This window comes from Pseudomonas sp. RC2C2, assembly GCF_018390435.1.
GTDB lineage: Bacteria > Pseudomonadota > Gammaproteobacteria > Pseudomonadales > Pseudomonadaceae > Aquipseudomonas > Aquipseudomonas donghuensis.
Map to the genome: position 1 here is coordinate 420,106 of NZ_JAHBAX010000002.1, position 16,526 is coordinate 436,631.

Annotated in this window: 18 protein-coding genes and 2 pseudogenes; 11 read left to right on the top strand and 9 right to left on the bottom strand. The window is 55.9% G+C overall.

All coding sequences use genetic code 11. The features are described 5' to 3' along the window. Positions 1-103: 103 nt before the first annotated feature. Complete coding sequence (locus KHO53_RS20425) at positions 104-976, bottom strand: universal stress protein (RefSeq protein ID WP_213570723.1); 873 nt, start codon at positions 974-976, stop codon at positions 104-106. 291 nt (positions 977-1,267) lie between these two features. On the opposite strand from KHO53_RS20425, the gene KHO53_RS20430 reads away from it, so the two are divergent. Both KHO53_RS20430 and KHO53_RS20435 read left to right on the top strand, forming a co-directional pair. Then, entirely contained in the window at positions 1,268-2,320 is a 1,053-nt protein-coding gene (locus KHO53_RS20430; RefSeq protein ID WP_036994652.1) for an alpha/beta hydrolase family protein, read from the top strand. 86 nt (positions 2,321-2,406) lie between these two features. Further along, a pseudogene (locus KHO53_RS20435) lies at positions 2,407-2,505 on the top strand (tRNA (adenine(22)-N(1))-methyltransferase); the annotation flags it as partial. Between the two features lie 21 nt (positions 2,506-2,526). Here KHO53_RS20435 and tssI read toward each other — a convergent pair. After that, positions 2,527-3,678 (bottom strand): type VI secretion system tip protein TssI/VgrG, encoded by a 1,152-nt coding sequence (tssI, locus tag KHO53_RS20440; protein ID WP_213570724.1) that lies wholly within the window; start codon positions 3,676-3,678, stop codon positions 2,527-2,529. Between the two features lie 316 nt (positions 3,679-3,994). Continuing rightward, positions 3,995-5,098: a polyamine ABC transporter substrate-binding protein gene (locus KHO53_RS20445; protein WP_010225414.1), complete on the bottom strand. Its 1,104-nt coding sequence runs from the start codon at positions 5,096-5,098 to the stop codon at positions 3,995-3,997. A 138-nt stretch (positions 5,099-5,236) separates the two neighbouring features. Between KHO53_RS20445 and KHO53_RS20450 the strand changes: the two genes are divergently transcribed. Next, a complete protein-coding gene (locus tag KHO53_RS20450; RefSeq protein ID WP_213570725.1) occupies positions 5,237-6,028 on the top strand; it encodes a response regulator transcription factor in 792 nt (263 codons plus the stop codon). A gap of 121 nt (positions 6,029-6,149) precedes the next feature. Here KHO53_RS20450 and KHO53_RS20455 read toward each other — a convergent pair whose 3' ends face one another. Beyond that, a complete protein-coding gene (locus KHO53_RS20455) occupies positions 6,150-7,064 on the bottom strand; it encodes a LysR family transcriptional regulator (protein WP_213570726.1) in 915 nt (304 codons plus the stop codon). A 118-nt stretch (positions 7,065-7,182) separates the two neighbouring features. Between KHO53_RS20455 and lysA the strand changes: the two genes are divergently transcribed. The 4 genes from lysA (at position 7,183) to KHO53_RS20475 (ending at position 10,950) form a co-directional block, all read left to right on the top strand. Next, a complete protein-coding gene (lysA, locus tag KHO53_RS20460; RefSeq protein ID WP_213570727.1) occupies positions 7,183-8,421 on the top strand; it encodes a diaminopimelate decarboxylase in 1,239 nt (412 codons plus the stop codon). Continuing rightward, complete coding sequence (locus tag KHO53_RS20465) at positions 8,418-9,044, top strand: VOC family protein (protein ID WP_213570728.1); 627 nt, start codon at positions 8,418-8,420, stop codon at positions 9,042-9,044. Before lysA ends, KHO53_RS20465 begins: the two co-directional genes overlap by 4 nt. A 244-nt stretch (positions 9,045-9,288) precedes the next feature. Beyond that, a complete protein-coding gene (locus tag KHO53_RS20470) occupies positions 9,289-9,666 on the top strand; it encodes an avidin-fold protein (RefSeq protein ID WP_213570729.1) in 378 nt (125 codons plus the stop codon). A gap of 135 nt (positions 9,667-9,801) precedes the next feature. Continuing rightward, positions 9,802-10,950 carry a PDDEXK-like family protein gene (locus KHO53_RS20475; protein ID WP_036994660.1) on the top strand — a complete coding sequence of 383 codons (1,149 nt, stop codon included), beginning with the start codon at positions 9,802-9,804 and terminating at the stop codon, positions 10,948-10,950. Between the two features lie 72 nt (positions 10,951-11,022). Here KHO53_RS20475 and KHO53_RS20480 read toward each other — a convergent pair whose 3' ends face one another. After that, complete coding sequence (locus KHO53_RS20480; protein ID WP_010225401.1) at positions 11,023-11,589, bottom strand: TetR/AcrR family transcriptional regulator; 567 nt, start codon at positions 11,587-11,589, stop codon at positions 11,023-11,025. Positions 11,590-11,702: 113 nt separating this feature from the next. Between KHO53_RS20480 and KHO53_RS20485 the strand changes: the two genes are divergently transcribed. Continuing rightward, positions 11,703-12,350 (top strand): glutathione S-transferase family protein, encoded by a 648-nt coding sequence (locus tag KHO53_RS20485; protein ID WP_036994661.1) that lies wholly within the window; start codon positions 11,703-11,705, stop codon positions 12,348-12,350. 49 nt (positions 12,351-12,399) lie between these two features. On the opposite strand, the pseudogene KHO53_RS25655 reads toward KHO53_RS20485, so the two are convergent. From KHO53_RS25655 to KHO53_RS20500, 3 genes and pseudogenes are all read right to left on the bottom strand, one after another. Then, positions 12,400-12,597: pseudogene (locus tag KHO53_RS25655) on the bottom strand (DHCW motif cupin fold protein); the annotation flags it as partial. Between the two features lie 36 nt (positions 12,598-12,633). Then, positions 12,634-13,008 carry a tautomerase family protein gene (locus KHO53_RS20495; protein WP_213570730.1) on the bottom strand — a complete coding sequence of 125 codons (375 nt, stop codon included), beginning with the start codon at positions 13,006-13,008 and terminating at the stop codon, positions 12,634-12,636. Positions 13,009-13,014: 6 nt separating this feature from the next. After that, positions 13,015-13,164, bottom strand: coding sequence for a hypothetical protein (locus tag KHO53_RS20500; protein ID WP_213570731.1), 150 nt, complete (start codon positions 13,162-13,164; stop codon positions 13,015-13,017). Between the two features lie 108 nt (positions 13,165-13,272). On the opposite strand from KHO53_RS20500, the gene KHO53_RS20505 reads away from it, so the two are divergent. Then, positions 13,273-14,160, top strand: coding sequence for a LysR substrate-binding domain-containing protein (locus KHO53_RS20505; RefSeq protein WP_213570732.1), 888 nt, complete (start codon positions 13,273-13,275; stop codon positions 14,158-14,160). Between the two features lie 170 nt (positions 14,161-14,330). Next, a complete protein-coding gene (locus tag KHO53_RS20510; RefSeq protein ID WP_159388397.1) occupies positions 14,331-14,891 on the top strand; it encodes a nucleotidyltransferase family protein in 561 nt (186 codons plus the stop codon). Between the two features lie 291 nt (positions 14,892-15,182). Here the strand turns inward: KHO53_RS20510 and KHO53_RS20515 are convergent, their stop codons facing one another. Continuing rightward, a complete protein-coding gene (locus tag KHO53_RS20515; RefSeq protein ID WP_159388398.1) occupies positions 15,183-15,524 on the bottom strand; it encodes a DUF6124 family protein in 342 nt (113 codons plus the stop codon). A 376-nt stretch (positions 15,525-15,900) separates the two neighbouring features. Here KHO53_RS20515 and KHO53_RS20520 point away from each other — a divergent pair, with 376 nt between their 5' ends. After that, positions 15,901-16,143 (top strand): DUF7660 family protein, encoded by a 243-nt coding sequence (locus KHO53_RS20520; protein ID WP_026001442.1) that lies wholly within the window; start codon positions 15,901-15,903, stop codon positions 16,141-16,143. The last annotated feature ends 383 nt before the right edge of the window (positions 16,144-16,526 follow it).

Genomic DNA, 16,526 nt, shown 5'->3' on the forward strand with positions numbered 1-16,526 from the left:
CCTGCCTGCCGGCAGTTTGAAATGTCGTGTTGTCGAGGACGCTGATTCAGGGGGGGGGGGGGGGCGGCCCCCCCCCCCCCCCCCCCCCCCCCCACTACTCAGCCTACAAAGACACCAGCACATCACACTGAGAATCGTTGAGGACATGCTTGGTGACGCTGCCGATCAGCAGTTCTTCCAGAGCGCTTTCCCCCTGCTTGCCGATCACGATCAGATCGCAGTCCAACTCCTGCTCCTGCTCAAGGATCCGCCAGGAGGGGTCACCGTGCACCACGATTTGCCGGGCATTGGCCAGCCCAGCGGCCTCGCTCAATGCCGCGAGTTGGTCCACGGCATCTTTCCTGATGACGTTGCGGTAGTGAGTGAGGGTGTCCTGGTCGATGTGGGCGAAGCGCATGCTCCCCTCGAAGGGGGCCTCGAACACATGCAGGAGTATGATCTCGGCCTGCGGGGCAACAGCTTTTGCCTGTTCGATGGTGCGCAGCGATGAAGGCGAAAAATCAACGGCAACCAGCAAGGTACGGTAAGCGTCGCGGGGTGCCTGCTTGACCACCAGCAACGGGCAGAGCATACGGCTCAGCATTCTTTGCACGGTAGAACCCAGCAGGCGACGGGCCAGGCTATGTCCCTTCGCCCCACACACCAACAGGTTGCTGCGTTTGTCCTGCACCACGCGGGTGATTTCGCTGACAACCGCGCCGGGTGCGACCTGTACGCCAGCGTCGATGTCATAGCGCTGAAAGAGCATTGCTGCCAGTTCGTGAATTTTTTCTCCGGCCGTCTCCAGCACGCGTTTCAACAAGTGCTCATCAGGTACCACTACCTGCTTGAGACGCTCGAACGGGGCGGGGTTGGCAACGTAGAGCAGATCCAGTGCTGCATGCTGCGCCTTGCTCAACAGTGCAGCCCGCTCTGCCGCGTTGCGGGCAGAGGTGGACAAGTCGGTGGCAACCAGTACGTGGTTCAACGAGGTCATATGAGGCTCCTTATACAATGCTGCGCACATGGCCTTGAGCTCAAGGCGGTGGCCGCTTATCGATCCGTTCCTTGCTTGCAGCCATCGTCTCGCGAACCACACCCGGCGCTTTGATTTGTGTCAAAGGTGTGGGCGCGGGGTAGGGCATCAGTCTGCGGGGCAGGCTCGCCCGGTGATGGGCAGTTGCTCCAGCGCGAGGCCATTGCGGGGCAAACCCATCCATGCGAAGGTGGATGCGCCTAACGCGGGTTCAGGTTGCAATGCATTTGTCTAATCAAGGAAGAAACGACATTGAAAATAGCTTTCAGCGGCTTATTGTTGACTTGTCTGACGACTATCGCCCTTGCTGACGAGAACCCTGTCGGCTTCCAATCGTCCACACTGGCGGACTCGCACAATGACCGCCCACTGGAGATGGTCGTTTGGTACCCCAGTGCAACGACCGCAGCCACGCAATTGATCGGCGATGATGTGGTGTTTGTCGGTGCCTCTGCCGTTCGTAACGCGCCGCCAGCTGCTGGCAAGCATCCATTGCTGGTGCTCTCCCACGGCTACAGGGGCAACTGGAACAACCAGACCTGGCTTGCCAGTGCTCTGGCCCATAGGGGCTACATCGTCGCGGCAATCAATCACCCTGGCACCACGACCCTGGACCGTAACCCTCAGGCTGCGGCGCAGTTATGGCAGCGCCCCGTTGATATGCGCCGAGTCATTGATAGGGTCACGACCCAACCTGAAAAGTTCGGCGTGGTCGCCAATGGCCGAATTGCAGTAGTGGGCCATTCACTCGGCGGCTTGACCGCCCTGGAGATCGCCGGTGCGCGTTTTGATCCAGACCGCTTCGCCAATGAATGCAAAGCACACCCGCAGTTATCAGGTTGCACCGTCTACGCAACGATAAACCCTGCAAACAGCTCAAAATCAAAGGCCGCATTGGCCGCCGACTGGCGCGATAAACGCGTCGCTGCCGTGGTTACATTGGACCTGGGCCTTTCCCGGGGCCTGACCGATGAAAGCCTGGCCGCGCTGCCAGTACCTGCGCTGGTGATCGCTGCCGGCGCACCGTCGCACGAACTTCCCGCTGCGTTGGAGTCTGCCAACCTGGCCAAACGCCTGCCTGCGGCGTCAAGCCGTTACGTCGAAATCAGCGACGCAAGCCACTTCAGCTTCTTGTCGGTATGCAAACCTGGTGCGAAGGTACTGCTCGAAGAAGACGTACCAGGCGATGGCATCATTTGCGAGGATGGCGACAGCACTCGCCCGCGCGAGGCGATCCAACAGCAGGTTACAGCGCTGATTGCAGAGTTTCTTCAGTCATCGCTCTACAAAGAAGGCAGTTTGTAAAGTCGTGGTACGAGAACTGCACCTCTGTGCAGCCCTGAAGCAGCGGCTCGAAGTAGCGCGTAGATTTGTGCATCTGCATCCTCGGCGCGGACATGCTGCGGGAAAACCGCGTCGACTACGAAATCATCGTCGCCGAGTGCGCCGGGCCGGTGATGTATATCGCCGAGGCGCTGTATTTCGGCCCGCGGCCCTGATTGGGGTTGCGGTTAGCGGCAACACAGGCAACCGCTGATCAGCGGTTGATCGGGGTCGCTTTCGAGAAATGTGACCATGACTTCCATGCCCGTTCGCGGGGGCGTAATTTCACAACTCCAATTGGCAGCCCCGCTCAGCCAACAACTATTCTTGTCGTCAAATCTATCTTCGCTGCCCCAGGGGAACTTGACCTTGACCCTTCCAAGGCGCCGATCACTCGGGGTCTCCTCGTCTTCCACTGCGATGACTACAGCGGTCTGGTTGCTAGGCACCTGAGGTTTCATGTGAGTCAAAGGCGGACGATAGAGCACGTCCCACGGCAGAACCATAAAGCGGTTGCGGTAACCCTGATGAAAGTCATCCTGGTTGTCAGTGTGGCCACTGGCGACGTGCTCACTCAATACCTGGGGTTGCTTGCCTTCGTGGATGACCTGGGTCAGTAGCCATAGGGCGTTCCACGCTTGGCGTGGCTGGCCGGAGATTTCCAGCACATGGCCACTGGCTAACCGGGTCTGGTCACTTTGCCCTTCAGCTTGACGATAAACCGCGTGGCGGCGCTGCATAGCACGAAGATTGGCAGTGGGTTGCCCAATCCTGGGAAAAGCCGCCTGATCATCGCCAAAGACCAGCACGTGGCCTTGAGCACTGTGTTGGAAGTGAAAGTGGATACCTTCTTCTTCGCACAAGCGCTGAACAAAGTGCAAATCCGTTTCATCGTACTGGATGCAGTAGTCACGCTCGGGATAGGTCGACCCTAGATGAAACCGATAAGCGTCGCCCAAAATCCCGTGCTCTTCCAATATCAACGCAACGATTTTCGGCACCGAGAACTGTTGATAGATCCTCTGGTTGATGCGGTGGCGCAAGTAGGACAGGTGCGGTACAAGGGCCAGGCTGTAGCGCGTCAAACGCTGACCGTTACCGCGTTGAGCGATGTGATAGACCCGTCCATGAATGCCGTTGCCCTGCGCATCGAAGGTCAGAAAAGCCTCAAGGTCGAAGAGGCTTTCGAGATCCAGGTCAGACCGCTCGCTAACAAGTTCCACGTTGAAGAAGTAAGGCCTGCTGATCGCCTCCTCTCCGCTGAATGCGAGCACTTGGAAATCGTGCTCAAAACCGTCGATTGTCAAACTGAAGTGGGTCTGATGGGCTGGGCTGAACATCCGCTGTTCTCTTTTTACCTAAGGTGTTGAATTGACGCTGTCGCAGACAGCAATGTCAGGACGCTGGGTACATTCAGCCCAGCTGCGCGAATGCCGTTACTCGCAATGGCCAGAGCAAGGGCCATCAGTATTGGCAGCTTCCGACGCCAACTCCAACGCGAGGCGAGCGTGTTTCACCGGGCGTTTAATCAGTGGGTCGGAGAGGGCCCTGGGTCATCTCGGGCTCAAGGGAGTAGCAGGCATTAATGTGCTGCTCGATCCACGCCTGTATAAAAATAAAGGCTTGCATCGAGCAACAGCGACAGATCACCTCAGATCACACACCACTCTTCACTTTGGTCCAGACCCGTGTGCGGATTCGCTCCAGCTTCAATGGCAGTGGCTCAAGTGGAATAAGTGTCGCAACAGTCTTTTTGTCTGGATAAATCCAAGGGTTGTCTCGCAGCGTCTGTTCGACAAACGCAGTGGCGTCTTTATTTGCGTTAGGGTAGAGCGTGTGGTTTGACGTCTTGGCAATGATTTCTGGTCGCAACATATAATTGATAAACGCCATGCCTTCCTTGGGGTGGGGAGCGTCTTTTAGCAGTACCAGATTTTCCGACCAGACCAGCGCGCCTTCGCGCGGAAGGCTGTAGGTAATCTTGCGTCCAGTCTTGGCCTTCTCGTTAATGGCCTGTGCAGCAAGGGCACCATTGGCCCATCCCACCACTGCACAAATATTGCCGTCAGCCAGGTCGGCGTCGATTCGGGATGAATCGAAATAGAGGACGTAGGGGCGGATTTTTAACAGCAGGGCTTGGGCCTTCTGGTAATCATCCGGGTTCTTACTGTTGCTAGGGAGTCCAAGGTAATGCAAAGCAATCGAAATGATCTCACTTGGAGAGTCAAGCATTGCCACGCCACACGACTGAAGCTTGCTGATGTTTTCTTCTTTGAAGATCAAATCCCAGCTGTTCACCGGCGCATTATCACCCAATGCCGCTTTGACTTTGTCAACGTCATAGCCAATGCCGGTAGTGCCCCATAAATAGGGCACCGCGTAGCGATTGCCAGGGTCATTGACCGCGACCTGGGCCAAGAGATCAGGGTCGATATGGGACAAATTACTCAGTTGCTCACGATCCAACGGCTGGAGTACTCCCGCCTGGATCAGGCTTGGCAACACATCGGAGGTGGCCACCACCACGTCATACCCCGTGCGCCCAGCCATTACCTTGCTCTGCATGATGTCGGCGCTGTCGAACGCATCCATGTGCACTCTGGTGCCGGTTTCCTGTTCAAACGCCTTTGGGGTCTCCGGTGCGAGAAGCCCGAACCAGTTATACAGATACATCCCAGGCTCTGCAGCCGCCACTGACGTGCTTATCCCTACACAGAGAAGCGTGGCCGAAAAAATGGTTCGCAAATGTGATTTTCTCATGCAACATCCTTGTCAAGACGATGTACCCTCATGGCCATCCTAGGCCCTGGCAGTGAATATACCGGGCGTTACCGAATAGTAAATACCTACGAATACTTACCCCTGACCTACGAATCCCTAACCCAAAAGGGGTAGAAAATGCCGTTCGACCTCCAGAGCCTGGCTTGGCACCGATCGATTGGGAAGCTGATCATGCAGTTGAACCGTCCAGAGTTCTGGAGTTCACTGGTTCGGGTGTTGAATGAATACGTGCAAATCGATAATTGGGTTGTATTGATTTTCAGCAGTCAACAAGTGGAAGTGGTTAGTCTTCCTGAGGTGGCAGATGCGGAAGAGGTGAACGCGTTCATTCATCGCTACGTGAAGGGACTTTATCTGCTGGATCCGTTTTATATCGCTAATCGAGAAAACCCACAGAGCGGTTTCTTTCACCTGCTGGATATTGCGCCAGAATATTTTCTTGAAACTGAGTATTATCATCAATATTTCGCACAATACATTTCTGCGGATGAGGTGCAGTACAATGTTCAGCTCGACGCCGATAGAACCTTGTGCATTTCCGTTGGCAGCAAAGTCCGTTTTGATCAAGAGCAGATAACAATACTTGATATTATCAAGCCGTGGGTGACTGCATTGATGCATCAGCGCATGTGTTTTGAAACTGACGTCGGGAAAAATCACACGGAGCCACCGTCATGGCCAGAAACGATGACCCCGCTGGGCGCACAAATAACGACGCGCGAAAGTGATGTGCTCAGGTTGTTACTGAGTGGCTTCTCTAATAAAGAAATAGCCGGGAAGCTTTCCCTCTCGGTGGAGACGATAAAGGTTCACCGCCGCAACATTTACGGCAAATTGAACATCAAGTCGCAATCTGAATTGTTTGCTCGATTTTTTATGCCGAAACAGGATGCCTTCTCTACAACTTGAAGTCAGGTTTTTAGTCTGGATATTATCCTTAAATGGGGTCGCGGCTTCTGTACATGGCTCGCATCGAACTGTCCCATCCACCAACGTAAGGCCCCAGATCGCAGATAAAGTGAAGGTCTTTTCAACAATCTTTTGCCAGGATATCGCTCATTTTTCGGGCTTGCGTTCGCAGCGCCTCACTGAACAAATCCACCGCCGCCGAGCCTGGCCGGTGGTTGGGGCGAATCATCATCACCTGGTAACGAACGCAGACACCTAGCTGGCGAATCGACAGCCCACTCTGCGCGGCTTCCAGCCCACTCAGCGGGTTGATAATCGCCACGCCCAGCCCTTGCCTGACCATAGCGCACACCGATGCCGCGTTGGTGGTCTCGATGACCGTGCGTCTGTTGACTCCGGCGATTCTGAAATGCTGATCCAACTGCTGCCGGTAGGTATCGAGGCTGGATAGGTTGATGAAATCCACCTCGTGAAAATCGCTCAGCTCAAGCTGAGTCTTCTGTAACAAGGGGTGCTGGTTCGGCAACACGCAGACCATCCTGGCGCTGAACAGCAATTCGCCGGACGTCCCTCGGGGGATCTGCTCGACTTCGGTCAACCCAAGGTCATGTTGTTGGGCGACCAGCGACTCTTCCAGTAATGGTGACTCCTGAGCCGTAATGCCTACGCTCACGCCTGGGTGATGCTGGTGGAACTGCCGACATACCTCGGGTAGGAGGGTCTGGGAGAAGAGCGGCAGGCAGGTGATGGCCAGCCTTCCATGTTCGAAGTTGCGAATGGCCTGAGCGTACCGGTCGATACGCTCCAGGCCAATGTAGGAAAACTCAACTTCCTCGATCAACAGCAACGCCTGCGCCGTTGGCTTCAAGCGGCCACCCTCGCGATCGAACAACCGTAGCCCAAGCAGCTGTTCCAACCGTGACAGTTCACGGCTGATGGTGGGTTGTGAGGTGAAGAGCAGACGTGCGGCACCCGTGACGCTTCCGGCTGACATGACGGCTCTAAAGATCTCGATATGGCGAAAGGAAAGCTTCACAGCGGTACCAGAAAGAATGGAATAGTCATATCAGATATGAATCGATTCCAGAACAAAAGCTATTTTTATGAATACTCGTCTTGCTCCATCCTCATGGTCCCCTGAACGAGGACTCTTCATGATCGACTCTGCACCGTTCGAATTATTGGCCGACGCGGTTCGCCGACACGGCTCGCCCCTATGGGCATACGACGCAAAAACCATCATCGATCGTATCGAAAATCTGCAAGACTTCGACACGGTTCGCTACGCGCAGAAGGCCAATCCAAACGTGCATATCCTGCGCTTGATGCGGGCACGAGGCCTGGTCCTCGATGCCGTCTCACTAGGTGAAATCGAACGGGCCCTGGCTGCGGGGGCATCGTTCGATGGCCAGCCAGCGGGGGTGGTGCTGACGTGCGATGTGCTGGACCAGGTGACCCTGGCCCGGGTGATCGAGTCAAGGATAGAAGTGAACGCGGGCTCAATTGACATGCTCCGGCAGCTGGGCGAGCGCTCCCCAGGACACCGGGTTTGGATTCGGATCAACCCCGGGTTCGGCCATGGGCACAGTCGCAAGACCAACACGGGCGGTGAAAACAGCAAACATGGCATTTGGCACGAACAGCTGGGCGAGGCGCTTGACTGTATCAGGACCTACGATTTGCATCTGGTAGGCGTGCACATGCACATCGGCTCAGGAGTGGATTACGAGCACTTGGAGCAGGTTGCTCGATCGATGATTGAGCTTGTTGGTCAGCTAGATAGGGATATCGAGGCTTTCTCGATTGGCGGAGGGCTGTCTGTTCCGTATCGACGCACCGACATGCCGGTCGATATCCAGCGCTACGCTCGGACATGGGCGGCGGCCCGCAAGGAAATCGAGGAAGTACTTGGTCATTCCGTGCGAATGGAGATAGAGCCGGGCCGGTACCTGATCGCAGAGGCGGGCTACCTGGTGACCGAGGTCCGCGCCGTGAAACAAATGGGCCGCACTACTTTCATCCTGGTTGATGCCGGCTTTAACGACTTGATACGGCCGGCCTTGTACGGCAGTTACCACCGCATGACGTTGCTAGACGCCGACGGGATTCCGGTGTCTCGCCCTTTGCAACCCACCATGGTAGCTGGGCCGCTGTGCGAGTCCGGCGATGTTTTCACCCAGGACGAACACGCCCTGGCCGCCCAAGACCTGCCGCAGGCCCGTGTCGGTGATCTTCTGGTGATCCATGATTCGGGCGCCTATGGTGCTTCGATGTCTTCAAACTACAACAGTCGGCCTTTGTTGCCCGAGGTCCTGATTGAGAACGCAAGTTTTCGGATGATCAGGCGGCGACAAGACATACAGGACCTTCTGAACCTGGAACTGTGCATATGAGGCGTTCCAGCCTGGATCATTTGGTCATCGTGTCACCGACCCTTACCTCAGGCGCGCAACTCGTCGAGCAACAACTGGGGGTGCAGTTGCAGCCGGGAGGCAAGCATGCGCGTATGAGTACACATAACCTGCTGCTGCGCTTAGGGGAATTTTTTTATCTCGAGGTAATTGCCCCCGACGGTACGGCGCCTTTACCCACTAGACCAAGGTGGTTCGGCCTAGATGCGCTGAGTGCACAAGCAGTTCCCTATCTGGCCCATTGGGTGGCGCGTACAGAGCATCTAGATGCCGCAGACGAAAGGCTCAAGAAGGCTTTTGGAATGATCGAGCCAATGAGCAGGGGAGCGCTGTCGTGGAATATTTCGATTCAGCCTGACGGCCACTTACCGCTGGGTGGGGTCGTGCCTAGCCTGATCGACTGGGGCGACTCGGAGCATCCAGCACAGACGCTCGCTGATAACGGCTGCCAATTGCAACGCTTGGAAATCGTTCATCCCGATCCAGAGGGCGTGGAACACCACCTTGAGGCTATCGGCTTTTCCGGCCCGGTCAGTGTCCTGCGCAGTGAGCGATATGGTTTGCAGGCATACATCGAGACTGCCAATGGTCTTAAAGTCCTGTAGCCCTGGCGATATTCAGGCTGGACCTTAGGATTAGGCTCTCCCGGGCGGGACCAACAGCGTCAGCATGTAGTAGAAGCGGACAGGCCAGGGACGTTCGCTTTGGGTCGAAAGCGATCAATCGCGACCGTCCGCTTTCGACCGGTTGAATCCACAACCCTTAGCGGACATTCAGATGGAAGCCCCAACCATCTACGTATAGGCTGTGCGCTTCTGAAATGGATTTCCAGGTGAGGGCAAGTGGCTTATGGAATGCTTTTCCGAAATTCACGAACGATTGAACAACCGTCGATTCACCGTCGCCAACAACACCCAAGGGCTATCGGGTAACGGAACGGTATTTCATTATCTCGTCGACGGTGGGACCATCACTGGCACTTACCACGGTGGCCGGATCCGCATGGGCAGTCAAGTGGGTCGGGTGACGGGCAGCAACACCATCGAGCTTCTTTATCACTGCATTACCACTGCGGATGAGATCCTTGCTGGCTGGTCGCGCGGCGAGATTGGCCAAGACCATCATGGGCGCACGACGCTTCACTTTGTTTGGGGTTGGTTGTCCGGTGCGACTGGAGAGGGCGAGTCTGATTACGTCGAACTTGTCGACTCGCCAGTAGATTGCTGAATACAGCGCACAATTCTTCCATGGGTCGATAACGGCCCTTCGCGGAGGGAGGCATTCGGCCAAAAGCTGTCTGTCGTCTGTGCGAAACGTGAGGCGACACAAATCCCTATCTGACTATTACGGAAAGTATTCACGATGAGTGATCTGTTCCAAGCGGCTGCCGTTCTGCGCGCAACCCATCACCGCGACCCCGGCTTCAACTTGTTTACAGTGCTGCGCAGCAACAGCGATGAGGTCTACCTGCACTCCCGCTTTCTGGCTTACCTGCTGAACCCGCAAGCTTCGCACGGTTGTGGTAACGCCTTGCTCAAGACCTTGCTCCACGTCCTTAATATTGACGACTTCGACGTAGAGACCGCCAGCGTCCACGCCGAATTCAGGGACATCGATATATTCATCCGTAATAGCAAAGGCCAGGCCATCATTATAGAAAACAAGATCTACCATCACGACGAAGATGAGCAGATCTACCGTTATGACCAGTTGATTAGAAGGCAGGGGTACACGGCCATTACCAATCTCTACCTGACGCTCGATGGTTCGGAGCCATCTGAGCAAAGCAGCAAAGGCGTCAAGGTGGACCTGATCAGCTATGAAACGGACATTATCAGTTGGCTAGAGCGCTGTGTGCCTTTGGTTGCACGAGATCCCGGCTTGCGCGAAAGCGTTTTCCAGTACATCGAACTGCTCAAGAACCTGACATCCACGGACCAGGGAGGAATGTACATGAGTGAATTGAAAAAGAAGTTATTGGAGGGAGACAATCTGCTACTGGTAGCCGATATCGAGCAGGCTTACAAAGAAGCGCTCATCGATCTGCAAGATCAGCTTTGGGGGCGTATACGCACCTACCGTGAAGCGACCTACCCTGACATGCCTAAGCCGGAAGACACCGCAAGTCGCGATGCCATACGCAACTACTACAGCAAGTCGCGCGGCAATCGCCAATACGGTTTGTACTTCGCCCTGGGTGCTATGGCAGGGTTCGTCTACATCGAACTCAATCACCGATTCTACTTTGGCTATGGCATACCTGAGGAAGCCAAGGCATCTGAACGAGAAAATTTACACAAGCTGAGCGACTCCATACCAGGCTCTTCCGGCAAGAGCACCGACCTGTTTTGGCGCTTCCCCGAAATCAACATCGACCTGGTCACGCTTCCGCGGGATGATCTGGTTACGCTACGTGATCCGGTAAAGCAGCAGGCAATAGCCGAGGACTTGGTTGATGGAATGTATGCGTTGTGGGTCAAGGGACGTGAATTTGCCCTGAACGGCCGGTGATGGTCGAGTGCTGCCGTTCGCAAGTGGCTGCTATCGACCCCATGCAGTCGTTTCGTTGCTTGCTAAGGCATGTCATCGCTCAACGAGCTGCAAACACCCCTGTTGACAGGCTGTGAGAATCTCTTGCGCCAATTGCTCATCGGCCACAGCTCGAGCTAATGCCAAGCCACCAATCATCCCTACGGCAATTTGCAAAGCATGCTGGCGTGTATCGGTCTCTGTCGTCGATTTCAGTCTGGATTCCAGACGTGCAATGAAAGCTTCGAGCACTTGGGTGTAGCTCTCCTGGATGGCTCCGTTCTGCTGAGCAGCATCATTGACCATGAAGGCTAACGGACAGTGCATACGGCTTGCATCCCGATGGTCCATGCGCAGGTAGTCTTTCACTACCTGCTGCAAACCGTCTTTACCAGCCTGTTCCAGTATCGCGCCCCCCGCGTTCGCGGCATTTCTAATCGCTTCGGTGTAAAGCTCCGTTTTGGATGCGAAGTGACTATAGAAGCCCCCCCGGGTCAGTCCGGCACTCTCCATAATTGAGTCGATACTGACTTTTTCGAAACCTTCCAGTGCGAAGAGTCGTGCTGCGCTATCCAAAATCACCTGTCGAGTGGTTGCGCGCTGTGTAGCAGGCCAGGGCATACGTCTTCTCCTCAGTAAAGCGTGAGAGGGAGTATGACAAAACGGGACTTTATGTTCTTGAACATAAAGTCATACCGACCAGAATTGCCGACTCTTCCCTCAAGGAGCTACTCATGCGATTGCACATACTGGGACCTGGATTTAGCACCTTCGTGCGTAGTGTCAGACTTTACTGCGAAGAGAAAGCGCTCGATTACACGCATGGGATGCACGTGGAGGGTAAAACGATCACGCTCCACAGCCCTGAACACAAGGCACTGCATCCTTTTGGCAAGGTCCCGGTATTGCTGCATGGAGAGCGGAGCGTAAGCGAAACAACCACCATTTGCCGCTACCTGGATGAAGCCTTTGCGCACGCATCCCTAAGACCCGCAGACTTGGCCCAGAGGGTAAAGGTCGATCAGTGGTCCGCTGCCTTGGCGACGTATGCCGATGATCGATTGATACGTCGTTATCTTTTATTGCTGGTTTCACCTGCGCAACCGTCACGCCCTATCGATAGAGAAGCTGTGGCGACCGCCGAACCAATGGCTACCCAAACACTTGGGCTGCTGGAGAAGCAGTTGGGCGGGCAGCAATTTTTCTGCGGGGCGGACTACAGCATGGCGGACGCCATCCTGACGCCGATGCTCGATTATTTGGAACGCGTGCCCGACAGTGCACAATGGCTGAAAAAAACATCCAAGCTTCGTGATTATCTTTTTCGCATGCGATTGCGCCCGTCAGGGCGCAACGTGTTGACCGAGCCGAACTTTAGTTAATGCAGCAAATGCTGGACTCATCGTTTGCCCAAGGGTCGCTTTTGGCCGGAAGCAGTCGTTGGCGACCGACCGCTTTCGGCGGTGGATTCAACCGACCCTTCAGGCACAACAGGATATGTCCCCTCCAACACCAGTGATCGGTCAAATAGCCAGGGCTGTACTCGACCATCCGCACGCGCGCTGAACCAAACTGGCAGGTACGCCAATAGGCTGTGCCTGTCTGACCGGCATGTCCTACCGGTGCTATCGATTATGGAATACAGGCGCTGCACTCACCCGAAGGCTAGTTGCCCCGCCCTCCACCAAACGACCACTCATCACTGGCCGTAGTGGTGATCACCACCATGACATCCTCCGCGTTCAGTCCCGTCGTCCGCCCCAGTTTCTCGACCAGACCGCGGTAAAATCGCTGTTTCGTCTCAACACTTCGAGGACGGCCAGCGGTAATCGCGATTAGCACAAAGTCATGGCTACGCGGCCCCCCCAAGTAGTGGGGATCAAATATCAGCTCTCCGACCTCATGTTGGTGAATGGCCTGGAAGTGATCGGTCTTCGGCACTTCGAAGCTCTCGACCAAGGCGTCGTGCAAACCCTGAGACAACGCCTGTAAATACTCGGCGGACTTGCCCCGGTGCAGTGAAATTCGTGCAAACGGCATGGCCGGTTACTCCTGGGCTGTGGCGAGGCTGCGTTCACGAGGCGTCCATTGCGTACGCGTACACATCTCGCCGAACAGCATATGTTCGGTCAACTCGGCAAATGGTTGCGGGTAATCGGCCTGTTGCGTTTGCGCAGTGCTCATGGATGGGTTCATGACGTTTTCCCTCTGATTGGCTAATCGACAGGGCAAAACTATCAATTCGCGATAATGCCGAATATCAGATTTAATGGCGGCAACTATCCCGAATTTGTGGACTATCGAATGCGCCGCCCGACCTTCGATCTTGATGTATTGCGCACCTTTGTCACCGGCGTGGAGTTCAACAGCTTCGCCAAAGCGGCGGATCGTCTCGGTCGATCGACGTCCGCCGTGAGCGCCCAGTTGAAGAAACTCGAGGAGCAGCTCGGCACGCCGGTACTGGCTAAATCCGGTCGCGGGCTGGTGTTGACCCCCGTAGGAGAAACACTGCTCAGCCATGCCCGTCGGTTGCTGGAGCTGAACGACAGCATTTTCCAGACCCTGCATGAAAGCCAGGCCGCCGGGACCATACGCCTCGGGCTTCAAGAGGACTTTGGGGAACATTTCCTCAGCGATATCCTGCGACGCTTCGTCCAGACGTACCCGAGGGTGAGCCTGGAAGTAAAGATTGCGCGAAATGTCGAATTGCTGGCGCTGGTCGAAAGCGGGGGCTTGGACTTGGCCCTGACCTGGGACACCGGGTACATGTCGCCCTATGCCACGCGACTGGGCGAAACCCAGATGCACTGGATCGGGGCCCGCGATACGCCATTGCTGACTGCCCTTGATGACTCACCGCTGCCGTTGATCATGTTCGACGCGCCTTGCGTATTGCGCAGCGCCGCCACCCAGGCGCTGGATTGCGCGCAAATACCTTGGCGGATCGCCCTGACCAGCCCCAGCGTTGGTGGTATCTGGGCGGCCGTCGCCGCCGGGTTGGGCCTGACGCTGCGAACTCGCATCGGGCTGCCGAGTCATCTCACCGTTGTTTCTGGCTTACCCGCCGTGCCAAGCCTTGGCTATGTGCTTCACCGCGGTGGCGACGACCCAACACCAGCCACCCAACAATTGGCTGCATTGATCAAAACGAGCTTGCAAGAACAGGCGTTCAGTTTCGCGATTACGAAATAATCGAAGGCACCCGGGGGTTCAGTTCAAGCGATAGGATGGAGAATAACGAAGCACTGGGGTGATGGGCCGATGACGGCTTTGGGTTGCATCCACAGTTATAAGCGGACATTAAATCATTCATCCCGGGCATCGCTCAGGTAAGCTCACCCCAGCCACCATGGAGGGTAACGATGCATTCACTGACCAACGAGCACGTGCTGGCGATCGCCCAAGAAAACGCCATCAATCACGCATTACTTACGCTCCTGCCGACACTGAACATCCCTCACTGCATGCTGACAGCGGGATGTCTGTTCCAGACCTTCTGGAATCATCAATCGGGACAGCCCGCTGAATGGGGCATCAAGGATTACGACATCGCCTATTTCGATGAGGACCTTTCATGGGAGGCCGAGGATCGAGTTATCACACGGGTTCGCGATGCCTGCTCCCATCTTGAGGTCAACGTAGAGGTACGCAATCAGGCCCGCGTTCACCTGTGGTACGAATCGAAATTCGGCGCCGCCTATCCTCAATTGAGAAAAGTAACCGATGGCATAGATCGCTACCTGATCAGCGCAACCTGCCTGGGAGTGGATGTCTACACAGGGGCGCTATACAGCACACACGGCCTGGACGATCTTCAGAACAACCTGCTCAGGCTTAACGAACTGAACCCGCTGCCTGGCTTGTTCAGCCAAAAAGCGGCGAGCTATCGCGAACGCTGGCCCTGGTTGAACCTGGTCAACTAAACGTGCCTGCCGTAAGGACGTGGCGAATGTATTCAGGGCAATCTGGCCCAATCACACGCACGTTGACACGGGGCGAGTCCAGATGACGCATTCGATGCTGGTATGCAATGCCGCGCAATTGGATCGATGGCGTTGCCTGAGCTCAAGGCGGTGGCCGGCTTTCAGCCATCGTCTCGCGAACCAGGCCCGGCGGCTTGAGTTGGGCCAAAGGAGCGGGGGCGACGCGGCGGGTGCCCAGGCTCGGCACTGGACGAGCGGGCCGCATCGGCGGCCCAGGACAATCGCTGGCGATCATTCCACCGCCGATTGCCCTGCTTGCAGCGAACGCCGCAACAACGCTGCGGTTGCCGAGCGCGCTTCGAACTCGTCCAGCAACGCCTCGACCAGGGCGAGGCTCATCTCCAGTGATTGCTCGGTCGCCCAGAGCAACCCGCGCACCTCGGCATCGACCAATTCACAGGCGTGGGCGTTGGTCTGGTAGGCGCTTTTGAGCAGGATGGAGGTGTGGATCAGGGCGTCTTCGGACGAGACACCGGCGCGGACGGCGAACAGCGGGTCGTGGCTGCCGTTGCAGGAGCCGAAGGTGGTGCTGGTTTGGGTGGTGAAGGGTGGATCGGGAACGGGTTTGGTCATGGTGGTGCTCCTTCGTAGAAAGGATCCGCCACCGCCTGCCGCCAAGCAGGGAAGGGTGACGGACTACGCAAGGTTGGCGGACCGGTACGAAGGAACCCGGCACTTCCGAAGAAGTCCATGCGCAGCCCGCCATAAAGCATCATCGCGGGCACAAAAAAAGCGCCTGCGAGGGTGATTGTGGGGCGCTTTGCGCCTTCGTCTCGGACCGCCAAGCCCGAGTCGCTGAATTTGCAGCGACTGGGGGAGGGTAACGGGGTTGGGGTGGGGATTCAAGCTGGGATTCTTGATGGGAGCTTTTGACCCATTACAGACATTGCATTGCTGATGGGAGAAACTGGCGCACCACCTGTGACGCAGACTTTGCATGGAGAATGTTGTGGAGCTTCATGAACATTTGGATCAGGTCAGAGATGCTGAGACCTTTTTGAGGTTTGCCCGGGCTTTGGCGGCAGACAAATCAACAAGTATTGACTGGGAGAACACGACGATAGAAGCGTTTCTGGAGGGTGCTATTTCATGGGCGGAAAGTAGCGGTTTCGGGTTGAGTCAAGGGCTTCTACCATCCAATTCGTGGCGGCAGTTCGCCGTTTTCTTGTACTGCGGCAAGATCTATGAGTGAGCGGCTTTAGCCAGACGGGCCAACTCTTGCAACGAACTGGGGTGGCTTGTGGGCGCATCTGGCCGAATCCTGGTGTGCGCCAACGGCGCCATGGGGCGAAAGCGGTCTCTCGCGAATGGCTGCTATCGACCCATAGCTGCCGCTGGCGACAGACAGAAATCGGCCATTAGCGGTCGTTCGCGAACTGCTGCTTTGGAGTTCAATCTGAGTCGAACCCAGCGACCAAGCAGACTACTATGATTTGTTGGATGCTGGAGTTTAGCCCTGTGACTTCGAGCATTGGCCAGAAATGTGAAGAAAAATAAATTCTTGCGACGCATTGCTTACGCCAAAAACCGGTAACCAAACCTTAACAGCTATCATCTGTTGCTAACCTGAGAAAA